This window comes from Microbacterium maritypicum MF109 (assembly GCF_000455825.1).
Classification (GTDB): domain Bacteria; phylum Actinomycetota; class Actinomycetes; order Actinomycetales; family Microbacteriaceae; genus Microbacterium; species Microbacterium maritypicum_A.
Map to the genome: position 1 here is coordinate 19,625 of NZ_ATAO01000068.1, position 17,011 is coordinate 36,635.

Annotated in this window: 18 protein-coding genes; 11 read left to right on the forward strand and 7 right to left on the reverse strand. The window is 68.3% G+C overall.

The features are described from left to right. Positions 1–74 precede the first annotated feature (74 nt). Positions 75–1,514: a cation:dicarboxylate symporter family transporter gene (locus L687_RS25445; RefSeq protein WP_031206756.1), complete on the forward strand. Its 1,440-nt coding sequence runs from the start codon at positions 75–77 to the stop codon at positions 1,512–1,514. Positions 1,515–1,585: 71 nt separating this feature from the next. Here the strand turns inward: L687_RS25445 and L687_RS42695 are convergent, their stop codons facing one another. Continuing rightward, positions 1,586–1,762, reverse strand: a complete 177-nt coding sequence (locus L687_RS42695; RefSeq protein ID WP_017830923.1) for a DUF5302 domain-containing protein — start codon at positions 1,760–1,762, stop codon at positions 1,586–1,588. 31 nt (positions 1,763–1,793) lie between these two features. After that, complete coding sequence (locus L687_RS25450) at positions 1,794–2,378, reverse strand: DedA family protein (protein WP_031206757.1); 585 nt, start codon at positions 2,376–2,378, stop codon at positions 1,794–1,796. Positions 2,379–2,557: 179 nt separating this feature from the next. On the opposite strand from L687_RS25450, the gene L687_RS25455 reads away from it, so the two are divergent. After that, positions 2,558–4,459, forward strand: coding sequence for a GDSL-type esterase/lipase family protein (locus tag L687_RS25455; protein WP_021198617.1), 1,902 nt, complete (start codon positions 2,558–2,560; stop codon positions 4,457–4,459). Between the two features lie 47 nt (positions 4,460–4,506). On the opposite strand, the gene L687_RS25460 is transcribed toward L687_RS25455, so the two are convergent. Next, positions 4,507–5,817: a UDP-glucose dehydrogenase family protein gene (locus L687_RS25460; protein ID WP_031206759.1), complete on the reverse strand. Its 1,311-nt coding sequence runs from the start codon at positions 5,815–5,817 to the stop codon at positions 4,507–4,509. 360 nt (positions 5,818–6,177) lie between these two features. On the opposite strand from L687_RS25460, the gene L687_RS25465 reads away from it, so the two are divergent. The 5 genes from L687_RS25465 to L687_RS25485 all read left to right on the forward strand — a co-directional run bounded on the left by L687_RS25465 (position 6,178) and on the right by L687_RS25485 (position 11,638). Next, the gene (locus L687_RS25465) at positions 6,178–8,454 is read left to right on the forward strand and encodes a polyribonucleotide nucleotidyltransferase (RefSeq protein WP_021198619.1); all 2,277 of its coding nucleotides are present in this window, start codon (positions 6,178–6,180) and stop codon (positions 8,452–8,454) included. A gap of 219 nt (positions 8,455–8,673) precedes the next feature. Then, positions 8,674–9,702, forward strand: coding sequence for an aldo/keto reductase (locus L687_RS25470; protein WP_021198620.1), 1,029 nt, complete (start codon positions 8,674–8,676; stop codon positions 9,700–9,702). A gap of 69 nt (positions 9,703–9,771) precedes the next feature. Further along, positions 9,772–10,374, forward strand: a complete 603-nt coding sequence (locus L687_RS25475) for a histidine phosphatase family protein (protein ID WP_021198621.1) — start codon at positions 9,772–9,774, stop codon at positions 10,372–10,374. An 83-nt stretch (positions 10,375–10,457) separates the two neighbouring features. After that, a complete protein-coding gene (gene dapB, locus L687_RS25480; RefSeq protein ID WP_021198622.1) occupies positions 10,458–11,198 on the forward strand; it encodes a 4-hydroxy-tetrahydrodipicolinate reductase in 741 nt (246 codons plus the stop codon). Continuing rightward, positions 11,198–11,638, forward strand: a complete 441-nt coding sequence (locus L687_RS25485; RefSeq protein ID WP_021198623.1) for a hypothetical protein — start codon at positions 11,198–11,200, stop codon at positions 11,636–11,638. Before dapB ends, L687_RS25485 begins: the two co-directional genes overlap by 1 nt. Positions 11,639–11,646: 8 nt before the next feature. Here the strand turns inward: L687_RS25485 and L687_RS25490 are convergent, their stop codons facing one another. The 3 genes from L687_RS25490 to L687_RS25500 form a co-directional block, all read right to left on the reverse strand. Continuing rightward, positions 11,647–12,072, reverse strand: a complete 426-nt coding sequence (locus L687_RS25490; RefSeq protein WP_021198624.1) for an OsmC family peroxiredoxin — start codon at positions 12,070–12,072, stop codon at positions 11,647–11,649. Between the two features lie 81 nt (positions 12,073–12,153). Further along, on the reverse strand, positions 12,154–12,732 hold the full coding sequence (locus L687_RS25495; protein ID WP_021198625.1) for a DUF4395 family protein: 579 nt from the start codon (positions 12,730–12,732) through the stop codon (positions 12,154–12,156). 21 nt (positions 12,733–12,753) lie between these two features. Beyond that, positions 12,754–13,167, reverse strand: coding sequence for a thioredoxin family protein (locus L687_RS25500; RefSeq protein WP_021198626.1), 414 nt, complete (start codon positions 13,165–13,167; stop codon positions 12,754–12,756). Between the two features lie 118 nt (positions 13,168–13,285). Here L687_RS25500 and L687_RS25505 point away from each other — a divergent pair, with 118 nt between their 5' ends. From L687_RS25505 to L687_RS25515, 3 genes are read left to right on the forward strand one after another with little or no spacing between them, the layout of a single operon-like run. Next, the gene (locus L687_RS25505; protein WP_029259014.1) at positions 13,286–14,095 is read left to right on the forward strand and encodes a thymidylate synthase; all 810 of its coding nucleotides are present in this window, start codon (positions 13,286–13,288) and stop codon (positions 14,093–14,095) included. Beyond that, positions 14,092–14,568 carry a dihydrofolate reductase gene (locus tag L687_RS25510; protein WP_021198628.1) on the forward strand — a complete coding sequence of 159 codons (477 nt, stop codon included), beginning with the start codon at positions 14,092–14,094 and terminating at the stop codon, positions 14,566–14,568. Before L687_RS25505 ends, L687_RS25510 begins: the two co-directional genes overlap by 4 nt. After that, positions 14,568–15,329 (forward strand): SDR family NAD(P)-dependent oxidoreductase, encoded by a 762-nt coding sequence (locus tag L687_RS25515; protein ID WP_021198629.1) that lies wholly within the window; start codon positions 14,568–14,570, stop codon positions 15,327–15,329. The genes L687_RS25510 and L687_RS25515 overlap by 1 nt, the downstream gene beginning before the upstream one ends. Before the next feature lie 28 nt (positions 15,330–15,357). On the opposite strand, the gene L687_RS25520 is transcribed toward L687_RS25515, so the two are convergent. Next, positions 15,358–15,924 (reverse strand): NUDIX domain-containing protein, encoded by a 567-nt coding sequence (locus L687_RS25520; RefSeq protein ID WP_021198630.1) that lies wholly within the window; start codon positions 15,922–15,924, stop codon positions 15,358–15,360. A 77-nt stretch (positions 15,925–16,001) separates the two neighbouring features. Between L687_RS25520 and dapA the strand changes: the two genes are divergently transcribed. Beyond that, the gene (gene dapA / locus L687_RS25525) at positions 16,002–16,979 is read left to right on the forward strand and encodes a 4-hydroxy-tetrahydrodipicolinate synthase (protein ID WP_021198631.1); all 978 of its coding nucleotides are present in this window, start codon (positions 16,002–16,004) and stop codon (positions 16,977–16,979) included. Positions 16,980–17,011 lie beyond the last annotated feature (32 nt).

The following is a 17,011-nucleotide window of genomic DNA, read 5'->3' on the forward strand; positions in this document are numbered from 1 at the left end:
GGAGACCGTGAGATCTGATCGGCGGCGACGCAGCCGCCCACCAGACGAAGACGTCGATGATCGAGGAGGACGCGATGGCGCTCACAACAGGATTCTCACTGCCGAAGTTCAATTGGCGGCGAGGGAAGCAATCGTGGGACCGGCACACCTGGCTGTATGTGTCCGTGCTGCTGGCGGTCGTCCTCGGCGCCGTCGTCGGTCTCGTGTGGCCGGAGGTCGGCCAGGCGTTCGAGCCGCTGGGCAAGGGGTTCGTCGCTCTGATCAAGATGATGATCGCGCCGATCATCTTCTGCACGATCGTCGTCGGGGTGGGATCGATCGCCAAGGCGGCCACCGTCGGCAAGATCGGCGGACTGGCGCTGCTGTACTTCATGATCATGTCGACCTTCGCACTCGCGATCGGCCTCGTCGTCGGCAACATCATCCACCCCGGTGCCGGTCTCGACATGGCCTCCTCGACCTACGATGCGGTCGAGACCGAGGCCAAGACCACGCAGGAGTTCATCCTCGGCATCATCCCGACGACGTTCTTCTCGGCCTTCACGGGGGAGAGCGTGCTGCAGGTGCTGTTCATCGCGTTGCTCGTCGGCTTCGCCCTGCAGGGGCTCGGCGATCGCGGTGCACCGATCATGGAGGCTGTCAAGCAGCTGCAGAAACTGGTCTTCCGCATCCTCGGCATGATCCTGTGGCTTGCGCCTCTCGGAGCGTTCGGCGCCATCGCCGCGGTGGTGGGCAAGACCGGTGTCGCCGCCATCTGGAGCCTCGGAACGCTGATGGTCGCGTTCTACATCACCTGCATCCTGTTCATCGTCGTGATCCTCGGAGCGCTGCTGTGGACAGTCACGCGGGTGAACATCTTCTCCCTCATGAAGTACCTCGCCAGGGAGTACCTGCTCATCGTCGGCACCTCGTCGTCGGAGTCAGCGCTGCCTCGACTGATCGCGAAGATGGAGTTCGTCGGCGTCTCCAAGCCTGTCGTCGGCATCACCGTACCGACCGGATACTCGTTCAACCTCGACGGCACGGCCATCTACCTGACCATGGCCTCGCTGTTCATCGCCACCGGTATGGGGCAGCCGATGACGATCGGCGAGCAGATCGGCCTGCTGGTGTTCATGATCATCGCCAGCAAGGGGGCAGCGGGTGTCACCGGTGCCGGTCTCGCCACCCTCGCCGGTGGTCTCCAGGCCTACCGTCCCGATCTGGTGGACGGTGTCGGCGTGATCGTCGGCATCGACCGGTTCATGTCCGAGGGCCGCGCGCTCACGAACTTCACCGGCAACGCGGTGGCGACGCTCCTGATCGGCACCTGGACGAAGCAGATCGACCGCGACCGTGTGCGGCGCGTGCTCAGCGGCGAGCTGCCGTTCGACGAGTCCCTGCTCGACGGCGTCGACGCCCACGGACACGCGGACGCTCCGCAGGCGGCGGACATGCAGGAGCTGCGTGAGGCGGCGGTCACCGAGATGGCGGCGAAGGAGGAGCGGGCCAGGCTTCGCGCCGATCGCTCCTGACGCGAGATCGCGCACGACGAGAGGGTGAGGGATGCGGGAGGCCGGCCGAGCCGGCTCCCGCATCCGCGCGGTCAACCGCTCTTGCGTCGGAACTCGCGCCGGGTCTGCGGGGCGTTCGCACTGTGCACGGCGGAGTCGCCGTCGAGGTGTGCCTCGCCCTGCCGGTGGTGCGCGTTCTTCTTCTCGAGCGCTTCCTTGAACTTGCGCTTCATCTCCTCGGACGAGGAGGCGCCTTCTTCGGTGCTCATGCCCCGAGCCTAGAGCAACCGGTCCGGCCGGTCATCCTCTGGTGCGGCGCACGCACAGGTCGATCACCGCTCCGAGTCCGATCGCGAGCACGATCGACACCGGCACCGCGACAAGGGGGCCGCCGGGAAGGATCGCCGCAACGGCTGCACCGACCGCTGCCTGGTAGAGCGCCCACCCGGTCGCGGCCAGGGCGACGAGAGCGAGATAGCGGGGAGGATGGATGCGCGATGCTCCGGCGACCAGGTTGATCGCCAGGCGCGCGAACGGCACGAACCGGGCGGTGAACAGCACCGTCGCCATCCCGCCGTCCAAGCGGCGTCGGGCCCACACCAGAGCCTGCTGCACACGGGGCATCCTCATCCACCGCCAGCGCTCGGTTCCCACCGAACGCCCGATGAGGTAGCAGCAGGCGTCTCCGACGGCCGCGGCGACGGCGGCGCAGACGACCACGGCCCAGAGCGGCGGGGAACCCGTGGTCACGGCGACGGCGCCGAGCGCCGTCACCGCGACCTCACCCGGCACGACGACGAAGAAGGCATCGCCGACGACGAGCAGACTCATCACCGCCAGGCTCCACGGGCTGGCGAGCGATGCGGTCAGCAGATCCGTCGGCACGTCGCCCACTGTGCCCGCGACGGGTGAACGGGAACCAAAGACCGGATAGCCGGTGACCCGTTCTCCAGCATCCGGTGAACATCTGGTGCAGGGGAGCGTCTCCGGCGCATGGAGCTCCCGAGTCCCGTCATCCTGGTGCTGTGAGAGTAGCGATCGTCACAGAATCCTTCCTTCCGCACATGAACGGCGTCACCGGCTCGGTGCTGCAGATCCTGCGGCACCTCGAGCGGCGAGGGCATGAGGCACATGTCGTCGCCCCCGCTGCGGTCGGCGTCCCCGCCGAGGTGAGCGGGGCACGCATCGAGGCGATTCCGAGCCTCGCGCTGCCGGGGTACCGTCATGTGCGGGTGGGCACGTCGAGCGCTCGCCGGGTCGCGTCCTCACTCGCGCGCTTCCAGCCCGATGTCGTGCACCTCGCCTCCCCGTTCGCTCTGGGATGGCGGGGGGTGCTCGCAGCCGAACGCCTCGACCTGCCTGCCGTCGCCGCTTACCAGACCGATGTCGCCGCATACACCGAGCGCTACCGGATCGCGGCGACCACCGGCATCGCCCAGACTCACATCGCCCGCTTACACAGGCGCGCGACCCTGACCCTGGCGCCTTCGGCTGACTCGGCCGGGCAGCTCGCCGCGCTCGGCATCGATCGCGTCCGGCGGTGGGGGAGAGGTGTCGATGCCGAACGCTTCCAGCCCGCGCGGCGCCAGTATGCGCTCCGCTCCGAGTGGGGCGCCGACGTCGTGATCGGCTATGTGGGACGCCTCGCTCCTGAGAAGCAGGTCGAAGACCTCGCCGCGCTCCGCGACATCCCGGGCACGCGACTGGTGATCGTCGGAGACGGACCCAGCAGGGCACGGCTGCAGGGCCTGCTCCCCGACGCCCTGTTCCTCGGCCACCTCGACGGCGGTGAGTTGGCCGCGGCGATGGCGTCGTTCGACCTCTTCGTGCACCCGGGCGAGAGTGAGACCTTCGGGCAGACCCTGCAGGAAGCGCACGCGAGTGGCGTACCCGTCGTAGCCACGGGGCGTGGCGGCCCGCTCGACCTCGTACGCATGGGAATCGATGGTTGGCTCTACCGGCCGGGCGACCTCGACGATCTGCGGATGCGCGTGGCCGATCTCGCCGGAGATGCGCGCAAGCGACGCGCGTTCGGCGATGCGGGGCGCGTAGCCGTGCAGGAGCGCAGCTGGGAGAGCGTGTGCGATCAGCTCCTCGGCCACTTCGACGAGGCTCGGATGCTGCAGAGGGCCGATTCCGGGGCGCGCTCCCGCCGCGTCGTGCGACCGGAACCGTCCGCGCCGGTCACCGCCCGTCGATGGCACCGCTACGTCGCTCTCGGCGACTCCCTGACGGAAGGACTGTGCGACCCGGCACCCGACGGTGCCCTCCGCGGGTGGGCCGACCGCCTCGCCCTGCTGCTCGCCGCCAGAGGAAGCCTGCACTACGCGAACCTGGCGGTCCGGTCCAAGCGCGTGCGCGACCTCACCGGCCAGCAACTGACGCGAGCACTCGAACTGCGCCCCGACCTCGCGTCGATCCTGATCGGGGCGAACGACCTCGTGAAGCGCCGTGTCGACGTCACAGCGCTCGCCGCGGAGCTCGAGGGGGCGGTGCGACAGTTGCGGGGGATCGGTGCCGACGTGCTTCTGGTGACGCCGTTCCTTCCCGGGCGCCGCGCGGCATCGCTCTACACGAGGAGGTTCTCCGCCTTCGCGACCGCATTGACCGGTATCGCGGCTCGCACCGGAGCGATCCTGATCGACACGGACCTGCATCCCTCATTGGGCGAGCGCCCGAACTGGGGCGAAGACCTGGTGCACCTCAGCAGTCGAGGGCACCGTTTCCTCGCCTATCGCGCCGGCGAGATACTCGGAGTGCCCGATGCGGACACACTGGGAGTGCTCGATGCCGCGATGCACGAGCATGAGCCCATCGGCGCGGGGGTATGGTGGCGCCGTCACGCGTTGCCCTGGGTCTGGCGTCGGCTGCACGGGCGGGCGGCGGGCGACGGGCGGCTCGCGAAGCACGACGACTACGTCTACCTCGGTCGCTCGTCCGCAGCGAGGACGGCGTTCGTCCGCTGACCTCGTGCTCCGGTGGAGTGTTCGGTGCCGCCCCTGCCGTGGGTGCCTCAACGCCGCCCCATGCCGTGGTACTGCCAACCGGCAGCACGCCAGGAGAGGGAGTCGAGACAGTTCCGTCCGTCGATGATGATCCGTCCCCGCACGAGTGCGCCGGCGTGCTCGGGCGAGAGGTCGCGCCGGTACTCGTCCCATTCGGTGACGACGACGACGGCGTCGGCCTCCCGCAGCGCCTCGTCGCGGTCACGCGCGTAGCCGAGCTGAGGGTGCGCAGCCGCGGCGTTGTCGACGGCAGCCGGGTCGGTCACGACGACATCCGCGCCCAGCCCGCGCAGTCGCACGGCAACGTCCAGGGCCGGTGAATCGCGGATGTCGTCGCTGAACGGTTTGAAGGCGGCGCCCAGCACGGCGATCCGCCGGCCGAACACGAGCCCGCCCAGCGCGTCGACCACGAGCTGCACCGCCCGATCACGGCGACGGAGGTTGATGCTGTCGACCTCGCGCAGGAACCCGACCGCTTCGCCGCGTCCCAGCTCTTCGGCCCGTGCGGCGAACGCGCGGATGTCCTTGGGAAGGCACCCTCCGCCGAAGCCGATGCCCGCGCCGAGGTAGCGTCGGCCGATGCGGGTGTCATGCCCGAGCGCGTCGGCGAGCAGGCCGACATCGGCACCGGACGCCTCGGCGATCTCGGCCATCGCGTTGATGAACGAGATCTTGGTGGCCAGGAACGCGTTCGCCGCGCCCTTGACCAGCTCGGCCGTCGCGAGATCCGTGACGAGGAAGGGCGTCCCCGCGTCGAGGGCCGGCGCGTACACCTCTCGCAGGACTCCGACCGCGCGCTGACCCGCCGCATCGGCCTCGGCGCCGACCACGAGGCGGTCCGGGGTCAGAGTGTCGTGCACGGCCCAGCCTTCGCGCAGGAACTCGGGGTTCCACACGAGCGTCGCTCCCGTGACGGCGATGCGCCCGGCCACCGCGACGGCTGTACCGACCGGCACGGTGGATTTGCCCGCGACGACGTCACCGACGCGCAGATGGGGGAGCAGCCCGTCGACTGCCGCATCGACGTGACGCAGATCCGCGGCATGCCCACCCGGCATCTGCGGAGTGCCGACGGCGAGGAAGTGCACGTCCGCACCCGCGGCGTCCGCCATCCGGTCGCTGAAGCGGAGCCGCCCCGAGCGCAGGCCATCCGCCAGCAGCTCCGGCAGCCGTGGCTCGAAGAACGGTGCGGTGCCGGACGCGAGGGCCGCGATCTTCTGCGCGTCGACGTCGATGCCGATCACGTCGTGTCCGACGGAGGCCATGGCGGCGGCGTGCACGGCACCGAGGTAGCCGCAGCCGATCACTGACAAGCGCATGGACTCCACCACAGCGGACGCCCGTCGCTTCGCGGAGTCCGCACGGTGAACGGGCTGTGGACGCGAGATGTCGGATCCGCGATGCGCGACGAGACGCAGGATTCGAGGTCAGCGCTGGTAGGGTGGATGAGGTTGACGTGTGTCAACCGCATAATTTCATATCGACTCATGGAGCGATCGGCGGAGAAGCTGGTCCCCTGTGGTGGGTTCCTCGGCGGATGTCGGGTGGCTTTCTACTGGTGGCCAGCGCAGGCGAGATTCGCGGGAGTGCCCGCGCGCCCGAACCCCTCTGTTCCGCTCCTTTGAACACGCTCGCGCGTCACATGGATTCGCGAGTCTAAACAAAGAAGGAGAGACCTCTTGGAAGGTCCTGAAATCACCGCCACCGAGGCCGTTCTCGACAACGGCCGCTTCGGCACCCGCACCATCCGCTTCGAGACCGGCCGCCTCGCGCAGCAGGCTCAGGGCGCCGTCGCCGCGTACCTCGACGGCGAGACCATGCTCCTCTCGGCCACCAGCGCAGGCAAGCACCCGCGCGAGGGCTTCGACTTCTTCCCGCTGACGGTCGATGTCGAGGAGCGTTCCTACGCTGCCGGCAAGATCCCCGGTTCGTTCTTCCGTCGCGAGGGCCGCCCCTCCACCGAGGCGATCCTGGTCTGCCGTCTGATCGACCGCCCGCTGCGTCCGTCGTTCGTCGACGGCCTGCGCAACGAGGTCCAGATCGTCATCACCGTCCTGTCGATCGCACCGGGCGAGTTCTACGACGCTCTCGCGATCAACGCCGCTTCCGCGTCGACGCAGATCTCGGGTCTGCCGTTCTCGGGTCCCGTCGCCGGTGTGCGTCTCGCGTTCATCCCCGGCCAGGGCGAGCACGCCGACCAGTGGGTCGCGTTCCCGACCGCCGAGCAGGTCTCGGAGGCCGTGTTCGACCTGATCGTCGCCGGTCGCGTCGTGACCAAGGCCGATGGCACGGAAGACGTCGCCATCATGATGGTCGAAGCCGAGGCCACCGAGCACAGCTGGAACCTGATCAAGGCCGGCGCCACCAAGCCGAACGAGGATGTCGTGGCCCAGGGCCTCGAGGCCTCGAAGCCCTTCATCGCGCAGCTCGTCAAGGCTCAGGCTGAACTCGCAGCGACCGCCTCGAAGGAGCCGGGCGTGTACCCGGTCTTCCCCGCGTACAGCGACGAGGTCTACAGCTTCGTCTCGGAGCGCGCATTCGCCGAACTCAGCGACGTGTACCAGATCGCGGACAAGGTCGAGCGTCAGACCGCTGACGATGCGATCAAGGACCGCGTCAAGGCAGAGCTGATCGAGGCCACCGAGGCGGGTTCGCTCCCGGCCGCGGCGCCGCTCGAGTTCTCCGCCGCGTACAAGTCCGTCACGAAGAAGATCGTGCGCGGACGCATCCTCACCGAGGGCGCCCGCATCGACGGTCGTGGTCTGGCGGACATTCGTCCGCTCGACGCCGAGGTGCAGGTCATCCCGCGCGTGCACGGCTCCGCGATCTTCCAGCGCGGCGAGACCCAGATCCTCGGTGTCACCACGCTGAACATGCTCAAGATGGAGCAGCAGATCGACTCGCTGTCGCCTGTGACGAGCAAGCGCTACATGCACCACTACAACTTCCCGCCCTACTCGACCGGTGAGACCGGCCGTGTCGGTTCGCCGAAGCGTCGCGAGATCGGGCACGGCTTCCTGGCCGAGCGCGCCCTCGTGCCGGTGCTGCCGAGCCGCGAGGAGTTCCCGTACGCGATCCGTCAGGTCTCCGAGGCGCTGAGCTCCAACGGCTCCACCTCGATGGGCTCGGTCTGCGCGTCGACCCTGTCGCTGCTGAACGCGGGTGTGCCGCTGCGCGCCCCCGTCGCCGGCATCGCGATGGGCCTCGTCTCCGACGAGGTCGACGGCGAGACCCGCTACGCGGCTCTGACCGACATCCTGGGTGCGGAAGACGCTCTCGGTGACATGGACTTCAAGGTCGCCGGTACCAGCGAGTTCGTCACGGCGATCCAGCTCGACACGAAGCTCGACGGCATCCCGTCGTCTGTGCTCGCCGGCGCGCTGACCCAGGCCCGTGAGGCTCGTCTGACGATCCTCAACGTCCTGAACGCCGCGATCGACGCTCCGGACGAGATGGCGCCCACCGCGCCTCGCGTCATCAGCGTGCAGATCCCGGTCGACAAGATCGGCGAGCTGATCGGCCCGAAGGGCAAGACGATCAACGCGATCCAGGACGAGACCGGTGCGCAGATCTCCATCGAGGAGGACGGCACCGTCTACATCGGCGCGACCGACGGCCCCTCGGCCGAGGCCGCCCGCGCCCAGGTCAACGCGATCGCTAACCCCACGAACCCGGAGGTCGGGGAGCAGTTCCTCGGCACCGTCGTGAAGATCGCCACCTTCGGTGCGTTCGTCTCGCTGCTCCCGGGCAAGGATGGCCTCCTGCACGTCACCGAGGTGCGCAAGCTCGCCGGTGGCAAGCGGGTCGAGAACGTCGACGACGTGCTCTCGGTCGGCCAGAAGATCCTCGTGAAGATCACGAAGATCGACGACCGCGGCAAGCTCTCGCTCGAGCCCGTCCTGGACGACGCTCCTGCCGCTGACGCAGCACCCGCCGAGGACGCTGCAGCCGAGTAAGCGCAGCGTTCCAACGGAACCCGGGTCTCTCCGTCAGGGAGGGGCCCGGGTTCTGCGCTGTCACGGTGTGACCAAATCGTTATCGGGCGTTTCCGCGCCGTTCCCCGGATTGGTCAGGACGTTCGCTGAATTCGCTTACCCTCGAAGTACGCACCGGGGGGTGCAGATCGAGCAGGTACGCAGGTCGGCACGCACCGATCGACGCGGGGGTGAGAGAGTATGCGGTTGTTCAGCGTAGGCGCAGGAGCGTCTGAGGAACGTGCCCAGCAGGGCATCGCCGAGCATCCCTCTGCGCCCATCCCGATCGTCGGGCCAGGGATAGGGGAGACGATCCGAACCGCTCTCGGCGAGACCGGCTACGAGACGTTCCCGTTGATGCTGGGAGCTGCGGAGTTCGGCTGGAACGTCGACCTCGAGACCAGCCACGGCATCCTCGACCGCTACGTGGAGTTCGGCGGAAACGCGATCCACACGGCTGACGGCTTCTCCGGGGGTCGCAGCGAGCACATCATCGGGCAGTGGCTGCGTTCACGCGGCCAGCGCGACCGCAGCATCGTGAGTGTGCGCATCGGGGCCCACGCCGACAACCCCGGTCTGGGCTCGGTCAATCTCGTCCGCGCGGTGGAGGGGTCCCTGACGCGTCTCGACGTGGATCGCATCGATGTCGTCTACCTCGACGCCACCCTCGATGCGACCACGAACCTCGAAGACACGTTGGCGACCGTCGAATGGTTGATGGAGGCCGGAAAGATCGGTGCGCTCGGTGCGTTCGGGTTCGCGCCGGAGCGACTCGTCGAGGCGCGCATCCTTGCGTCGGCCGGCTACCCGCGCATCAAGGTGATCGATGCGCCGTACAACCTCGTCCGTCGTCAGCCGTTCGAGGGTGATCTCCGGCTCGTCGCGGGTGCGCAGAACCTCGCGGTCACGCCATCGCACGCGCTCGAGCACGGCTTTCTCTCCGGGCGCCACCGCAGCAAGGCGCTCACCTCGCGCGGCGTGCGGGGCGAGCAGCTGCGAGGGCATCTCAACCGCCGGGGCATCAAGATCCTGCGCGCTCTCGATCAGGTCGCCGACGAGGTGAGCGCTCCGGTCGCGGCGGTGTCCGTGGCTTGGTTGCTCGCCCAGCGCACGGTCGCCGCGCCGATCGTCAACGCCTTCGCCAGCGATCACGTCGATGAGCTCATGCAGGGAGCGGGCGTCTCGCTTTCGCGCAGCCAGGTCGCCGAGCTCACCCGGGCGGGAAACTGAGTATCCCTTCACCCGTGACATAGGGTGGAAGGGAGGCCCGGCGGATGCTGGCGATGAAGCGAGCGAGTTGTGACGCACTACATATATCTGGTCAGACACGGTGAACATCAGGATGCCGAGCATGGTCTCGCCGACGGACCCCTCTCTCCGAGAGGCCAGCGTCAGGCGGAACTGATCGCCGACCGTCTGTCGGGGCTTCCTCTCGATGCCGTCTGGCATTCACCGTTGCTGCGCGCGAACGAGACGGCGCGGGCGATCGCGGCGCGCCTTCCGTCGGTCGACCCCGAGCCGACCGCTCTGCTCTTCGATTGCGTTCCCACGGGGATGACCGAGGAGACTCCCTCGGTGTTCGAGCCGTTCTTCGGATCCGTCACCGAGGCGGAGATCGAGGCGGGGCGGGCGCAGATGTCGGATGCCGTGAACGAGTTCCTGGTGCGCAAGACCGGCGATGTGCACGAGGTGCTCATCACCCACAACTTCGTGATCTCTTGGTTCGTCCGGGAGGTGCTCTCCGCCCCCGAGTGGCGGTGGATGACCCTCAACCAGTCGCACTGCGGTCTGACGGTGATCGCGCAGAAGCAGGGGCGACCATGGACGCTGCTCACGCACAACGACACCGGCCACCTTCCGGTGGAGCTGCGGACCGGGATCCCCGACGCGCTCCTGGTCTGAGCCACCTGCGCAGGCGCAAGATGGTGCGTCCGGCCCCGCGCGCCCCGGGCCGGACGGCGTCACCCGCGAAATAGACTGGACGCATGACCACGCAGGTAGCACTCGTCGGCGGAACCGGGAAGCTCGGCACGATCATCGGTGCGGTGATCGACGAGCTCGAGGGCTTCGAGGTGAGCCGGGTGCTGACCTCATCCAGTGATCTGTCCGAACTCGACGGCGCCGACCTCGTGGTCGACGCGTCGACGCCGCAGGTCAGCATCGACGTCGTGCGCGCCGCCGTGGAGCGCGGCATCAACGTGCTGGTCGCGACCTCCGGCTGGTCGGCTGAGCGCATCGCTCTAGTGCGCCCTCTCGTCGAGGCGGCGGGCACCGGCGCGGTGTTCATCCCCAACTTCTCGCTGGGATCCGTTCTGGGTTCGGCACTGGCCGCCGCGGCTGCGCCCTTCTTCGGCTCGGCCGAGATCATCGAAGCCCATCGTGAGACCAAGATCGACTCGCCGAGTGGAACCGCTGTGCGCACCGCGGAACTGATCGCTGCCGCCCGTGCCGAGCAGGGGCCGGTCAGCGCACCGCACGCCGACCAGCGCGCCCGCGGGCAGCAGGTCGGCAGCGTGCCGATCCACTCGCTGCGTCGTCCCGGTGTCGTCGCCAAACAGGAGGTCATCCTCTCCGGTCCCGGCGAATCGCTCACGTTCACGCACGACACGATCGATTCGGCGCTCGCCTATGCCCCCGGCATCCGGCTCTCGGTGCCGTTCGCGGTGCAGGCCACCGGTGTGTTCGTGGGTCTCGAGCACATGATCGACATCGGCATCCGGTCGTGATGTCGCGCATCGGCGTCGCGCTGATGGCCGCGGCGCTTCTGGTCTACCTGGCGGTGGCGATCTGGCTCGCCGTGATGTTCATCTCGGTCGGCACACCCGTGTCGATCGGTATGGGGATCACGCTCCTCGTTCTGGCGCCGATCGGAGCCTGGGCGCTCATCCGCGAGATGATGTTCGGATTCGGTGCCGACCGCCTTGGGCGACTTCTCGATGCGGAAGGCGGGATGCCGCCGGTTGAGACCGAACTGACCCCCAGCGGCAGGATCGCCCGCGCTGACGCGGATCCGCTCATCGCGCGGTACGCGGCCGAAGCGGATGCGGCAGGCGAGGACTGGCGGGCGCGCTACCGGTTGGGCGTGGTGCAGGATGCGGCGGGCCGCCGCAAGGACGCCAGGGCCAGCATTCGCGAGGCCATCCGTCTCGCGCCGCGCCGACCCTGACGACGCACTCAGGCGAGCGTGGCCTCGAGGGTGATCTCGATTCCGGCGAGCGCCTGCGACACCGGGCAACCGGTCTTGGCGCCGTTCGCGATCTCCTGGAATGCCTCGGGCGTCAGGTTCGGGACCGTCGCGTTGACGTTGAGGTGGCTGCCGGTGATGCCGACGCCGGGCTTGAAGGTGACCGAGGCCGTCGTGTTCACGCGCTCCGGCGGGGTGCCGTTCTCGGCGAGCGCGTGCGAGAGCGCCATGCTGAAGCAGGAGGCGTGCGCGGCGGCGATGAGCTCTTCCGGGGTGGTCGTCGTGTCGCTGCCTTCGCTGCGGGCCTTCCAGTTGATCGGGAAGGTGCCGAGGTTCGACGACGAGAACGCGACGGTGCCGGATCCCTCCATGAGCGATCCGGTCCAGGTGCTGGCGGCTTCGCTGGTGACGGGCATGATTCCTCCGGTTCTCGAGCTGCGGGCGCAGCGTCGACTCGTGGTCAGCCTAGCGAGCGTCCTGCCGACGCGGAACCGCGGTCAGGCGGGGGTGGCTTCGCGACCGACGACGCCCGCGCGCTGCAGCAGGAGGTAGAGCTGGCAGCCCAGGCAGAAGGCGAAGGCGGCGTTGAGGAATGCGGCGATGAATGCCGCGGACGTCGCGATCGGCAGCGCCCACGGAACACCCAGGAGGTGCAGGACGAGGCCGACACCCACGACGAAGAGCCCGACGCCCTGCGAGAACCGCGGCGGCCGCGGGTCTTCGAGCTCCGTCGGAGCGGCGAGGCGTGGGCGGATCGCTGAGCGGAACAGCGTGGCCCAGGGGGCCGTCTGCGGAGAGACCAATCCCCAGAGGAACAGGAGAGCGATGACGACCGTGAGGAGGAACCCCGGGTCGAGAGCGCGCTGCAGGAGCGGGGCCGAGGAGATCGCCCACCCGGACGGAACGAATGTGGCATCGGCGAGGGGCTGGTAGGCGAACCAACCGAACGAGGCGATTCCTGCCCGGAGAGTCGAGATCCCGATCAGGGCCAGGAACGTCGCCACCAGCAGCAGGACCGCGGTGATGGCGGCGGCGAAGCGGGGGCCTCGGGGGTCGATGCCTGTGGGGGTGCTCATGGGGCGCTCCGGTCTTCCGGCTCAGACGGCGGTGAGGGCTTCGGTGAGGGCGTGCCTGGTCGGCACTCCGTGGAATCTGGCGCGGACGGCACCGGCACCGTCGACCACGAAGGTCGTGGGCGTCTGGAGCACCTTGTAGCGCGCGGAGAGATCGGGCCGGTGCGTCAGATCGACCTCCACATGGGCGAGACCGTCGTGGTCGTCGGCATACGAACCGAGCAGACGTCTCACCTGTGGGCACCGCGCGCACATCTCGGTGCTGAACTGCACGAGAGTCGCGCGGGACCCGAGCTCCGAGGTGACCGCGTCCGCCGGATCGAAGCGGAGAGCACCGCCGTCCCGCCGTCGTCCGTCTCGCCGGCGCAGCACGACGCCGATGCCCGTCGCGAGCACGAGGAGTGCTGCGGCGATACCGAGGGCGAGCGCGGGCGACATGGGTCGAGGATATGTCGTGTCGAAGCGGGATCGGGTCGATGTTTCCGACGATGACGGAGGGCCCACGCGCGGAAGCGGTTCCGCCCGAGGAGGCGAGCGTGACGGTATCGTGGCTGTCATGAGCGCAGCCGTCCCGACTCCTTATGAAGACCTGCTCCGCGACGTCCTGGAGACCGGCACGCATAAGTCCGATCGCACCGGGACGGGGACGACGAGCGTCTTCGGGCGTCAGATCCGCTTCGATCTGTCGAAGGGCTTCCCCCTCATCACCACCAAGCGCGTGCACTTCAAATCCATCGCGTACGAGCTCCTCTGGTTCCTGCAGGGTGATTCCAACGTCGGGTGGCTCCGCGAGAACGGGGTCACGATCTGGGACGAGTGGGCCGATGAATCCGGCGACCTCGGCCCGGTCTACGGGGTGCAGTGGCGTTCGTGGCCGACGCCGGACGGGGGGAGCATCGACCAGCTCTCCGACGTGATCGAGCAGATCCGACGCTCGCCCGACTCCCGTCGGCTCATCGTGTCTGCCTGGAACCCGGCCGACATCCCGGACATGGCGCTCGCGCCCTGTCACGCGCTGTTCCAGTTCTACGTCGCCGACGGCAAGCTCTCGTGTCAGCTGTATCAGCGCAGCGCCGACATGTTCCTCGGTGTGCCGTTCAACATCGCCTCCTACGCCTTGCTGACCATGATGATCGCCCAGCAGGTGGGCCTCGAGCCCGGAGACTTCGTCTGGACGGGCGGAGACTGCCACGTCTACGACAATCACGTCGATCAGGTGCGGGAGCAGCTCAGCCGTGAGCCCTACCCCTACCCGACGCTGCGTTTCGCGCGGAAGCCCGAATCGATTCTCGACTACCGCTATGAGGACTTCCTCGTGGAGGACTATCAGCACCACGCGCCGATCAGGGCGGCGGTGGCGGTATGACCTGGGTCGGGTTGATCTGGGCCGAGGCGCACGGAGGGGTCATCGGTGCCGAGGGTGGCATGCCCTGGCACGTGCCCGAAGACCTGGCGCACTTCAAGGAGGTCACCCTCGGCGCTCCCGTGGTGATGGGGCGCAAGACCTGGGACTCGCTGCCCGAGCGATTCCGCCCGCTCTCCGGACGGGACAACATCGTGGTGACCCGGCAGCAGGACTGGTCCGAAGAGGGCGCGCGGCGTGCATCCACCGTCGCCGAGGCCGTTCGCGGACTCGACAGGGTCTGGATCATCGGTGGGGCGGAGATCTTCCGACAGGTGATCGGCGACGCCGATCGGCTGGAGGTCACCGAGCTCGATCTCGACGTCGCCGGCGACGCCTACGCACCGGCGAAGACCGGGTGGCGCCTCATCGACGAGGGGGAGTGGCTCACGTCGCGCACGGGAGTGCGGTACCGCTTCCTGGGATACGAGCGCTGATGCCCACCGCACTGATCACCGGAGCCAGCGCCGGACTGGGCGCCGAGTTCGCGCGTCAGCTCGCGCGGCGACGTGCCGACCTCGTCCTGGTGGCGAGATCAGAGGACGCGCTGGAGACGCTGGGCGCCGAACTGCGGAGCGAATACGGGGTCGCGGTCGAGATCATCCCCGCCGACCTGGCGGATGAGGCCGGCGTGGAGAAGGTCGCCGTGCGCCTGCGCGACACGGCGGACCCCATCGACCTCTTGGTGAACAACGCCGGGTTCGGTCTTCCGCTGCAGTTCGCCGACAACGACATCGACGATGAGGTGCGTCATCTCCGTGTACATGTGGAGGCGTCGATGCGGCTCATGCACGCGGCACTGCAGTCCATGCGTGGTCGTGGCGGTCGCATCATCAATGTGGCTTCCGTGGCCGGCGTCATCTCCCGGTCGACGTACTCCGCCTGCAAGGCCTGGCTCATCGGATTCAGCCGCTGGGCGAATGCCGAGTACACGCGCGACGGCGTCTCTGTCACGGCGCTGTGCCCCGGGTTCACGCACACGTCCTTCCACGAACGCATGGGGCTCGCGGCGGGCCAGGAGGGCGTTCCCGGCATCATGTGGTTGAACGCGCGGGACGTCGTGCGCGTCGGCCTGCGCGATGCCGCCCGTGGCAGGTCGGTCTCGGTGCCGTCGCTCCGGTACAAGGTGATCGTGGCGCTGACACGCCTCCTCCCGAGCACGCTCACCTCCCGCGTGGCGCGCCGAGGCCGCGTCTGACCGGCAGCGGTCATCTGATCGGCAGCGGTCAGTGGAACCTGCCGAGCAGGATCCCCGCCTTGGCGATCGCCGCGATGGTCTCCCCATCGGTGATGTCGCCGTCGGCGATCATGCGCAGCACGTGCGCGAAAGGTACCCACGAGACGGCCTGGATGCCTTCTTCGGTCTGGCTCTCGGCGGCGTCGCTCCCGTTCGCGTCGTCGTCCTCAGCGACCGGGCGCAGATCGCGTGCGAGGAAGACGTGTTCGGGTGCCTCAGCGATCCCGTTCAGAGCGTGCATGGCCCCCAGGGCCGTCCACTCACCGGCTTCGAATCCGGTCTCCTCCCGGAGCTCGCGTCTCGCCGCGAGCAGGGGGTCTTCCCCGTCGCTGCCGCCAGCGGGGACCTCGATGGTCGTCCCCACGGTGTAGCGGTCGATCGTGACGAGACACACACGGTCTTCCTCGTCCACGGCGACGATGAAGACCGCCGGGTGCTGCATGGTGACGACACCATAGATGCCGTCCGCGCCCGCTGGTCCCGTGACCTGGTCCTCCCGCACACGGATCCACGCGTTCTCGTACTTCGTCTCGGTGTCTCGTGTGACCCATGTCATGCTTCGAGCGTAGAACGGAGACGTCATGCGCGTCACCGCGTCCGCATGAGCGGCAGCCGAACCGATACGCTGGGTCTATGACGCACTCGGGCAACCCATTCGGACAGGTTCTCGTCGCGCTCGTCACTCCGATGACGGCCGACGGCGAAGTCGACTGGCCCGCCGTCGAGAAGCACATCGATGACGTGATCACCGCGGGAGCGGACGGCATCGTCGTGACGGGAACGACAGGTGAGACCTCGACCCTGACGGACCCCGAGAAGCTCAAGCTCGTGGAGGTCGGCAAGTCCGTCTCCGCAGGCCGCGCCAAGATCATCACCGGCGGCGGCTCGAACGAGACCGCCCACGCGATCGAGCTCTACAAAGCCAGCGAGAAGGCCGGCGCCGACGGCATCATGATCGTCACGCCCTACTACAACAAGCCGACGCAGGCCGGCATCCTCACGCACTTCCGTCTGGTCGCCGACGCGACCGATCTCCCGGTGATCCTCTACGACATCCCCGGGCGCACGGGTGTGCCGATCAAGTACGAGACGATCCTGCGTCTCGCGAAGCACCCGAATATCCTCGCCGTGAAAGACGCCAAGGGCGACTTCTCCGAGGTGAGCCGCGTGCTGAACCAGACCGATCTGATGTACTTCTCCGGCGATGACGCGAACGTGCTGCCGCACCTCGCGATCGGCGCGACCGGTCTCATCGGCGTGACGGCGAACGTCGCAGCGGCGCCGTACCGCACGATAATCGACGCGGTGAACGCCGGCGACCTCGCCACGGCGACCGCCGAACACCAGCGCCTCGAACCGCTCGTCCGCGCGGTGATGACGCATGTTCCCGGAACCGTTGCGGCCAAGTACATCCTGCACGGACTCGGTCGCATCTCGAGCCCGCGCGTTCGCCTTCCCCTGGTCGGTCCCGAGGAATGGGAGGCTGCGCTCATCGAGGATGAGCTCGACCTCGTGCAGAACGTTCCCGGAGCCGATTTCTCGAACTTCCGACCCGACCGCAACGCGGCTGCGGGTGGTGCCCTGCCGAAGGTGCACGGCACGACGCGCTGAGTCGCGTCGCCATGAACGAACGGACGCGCGGA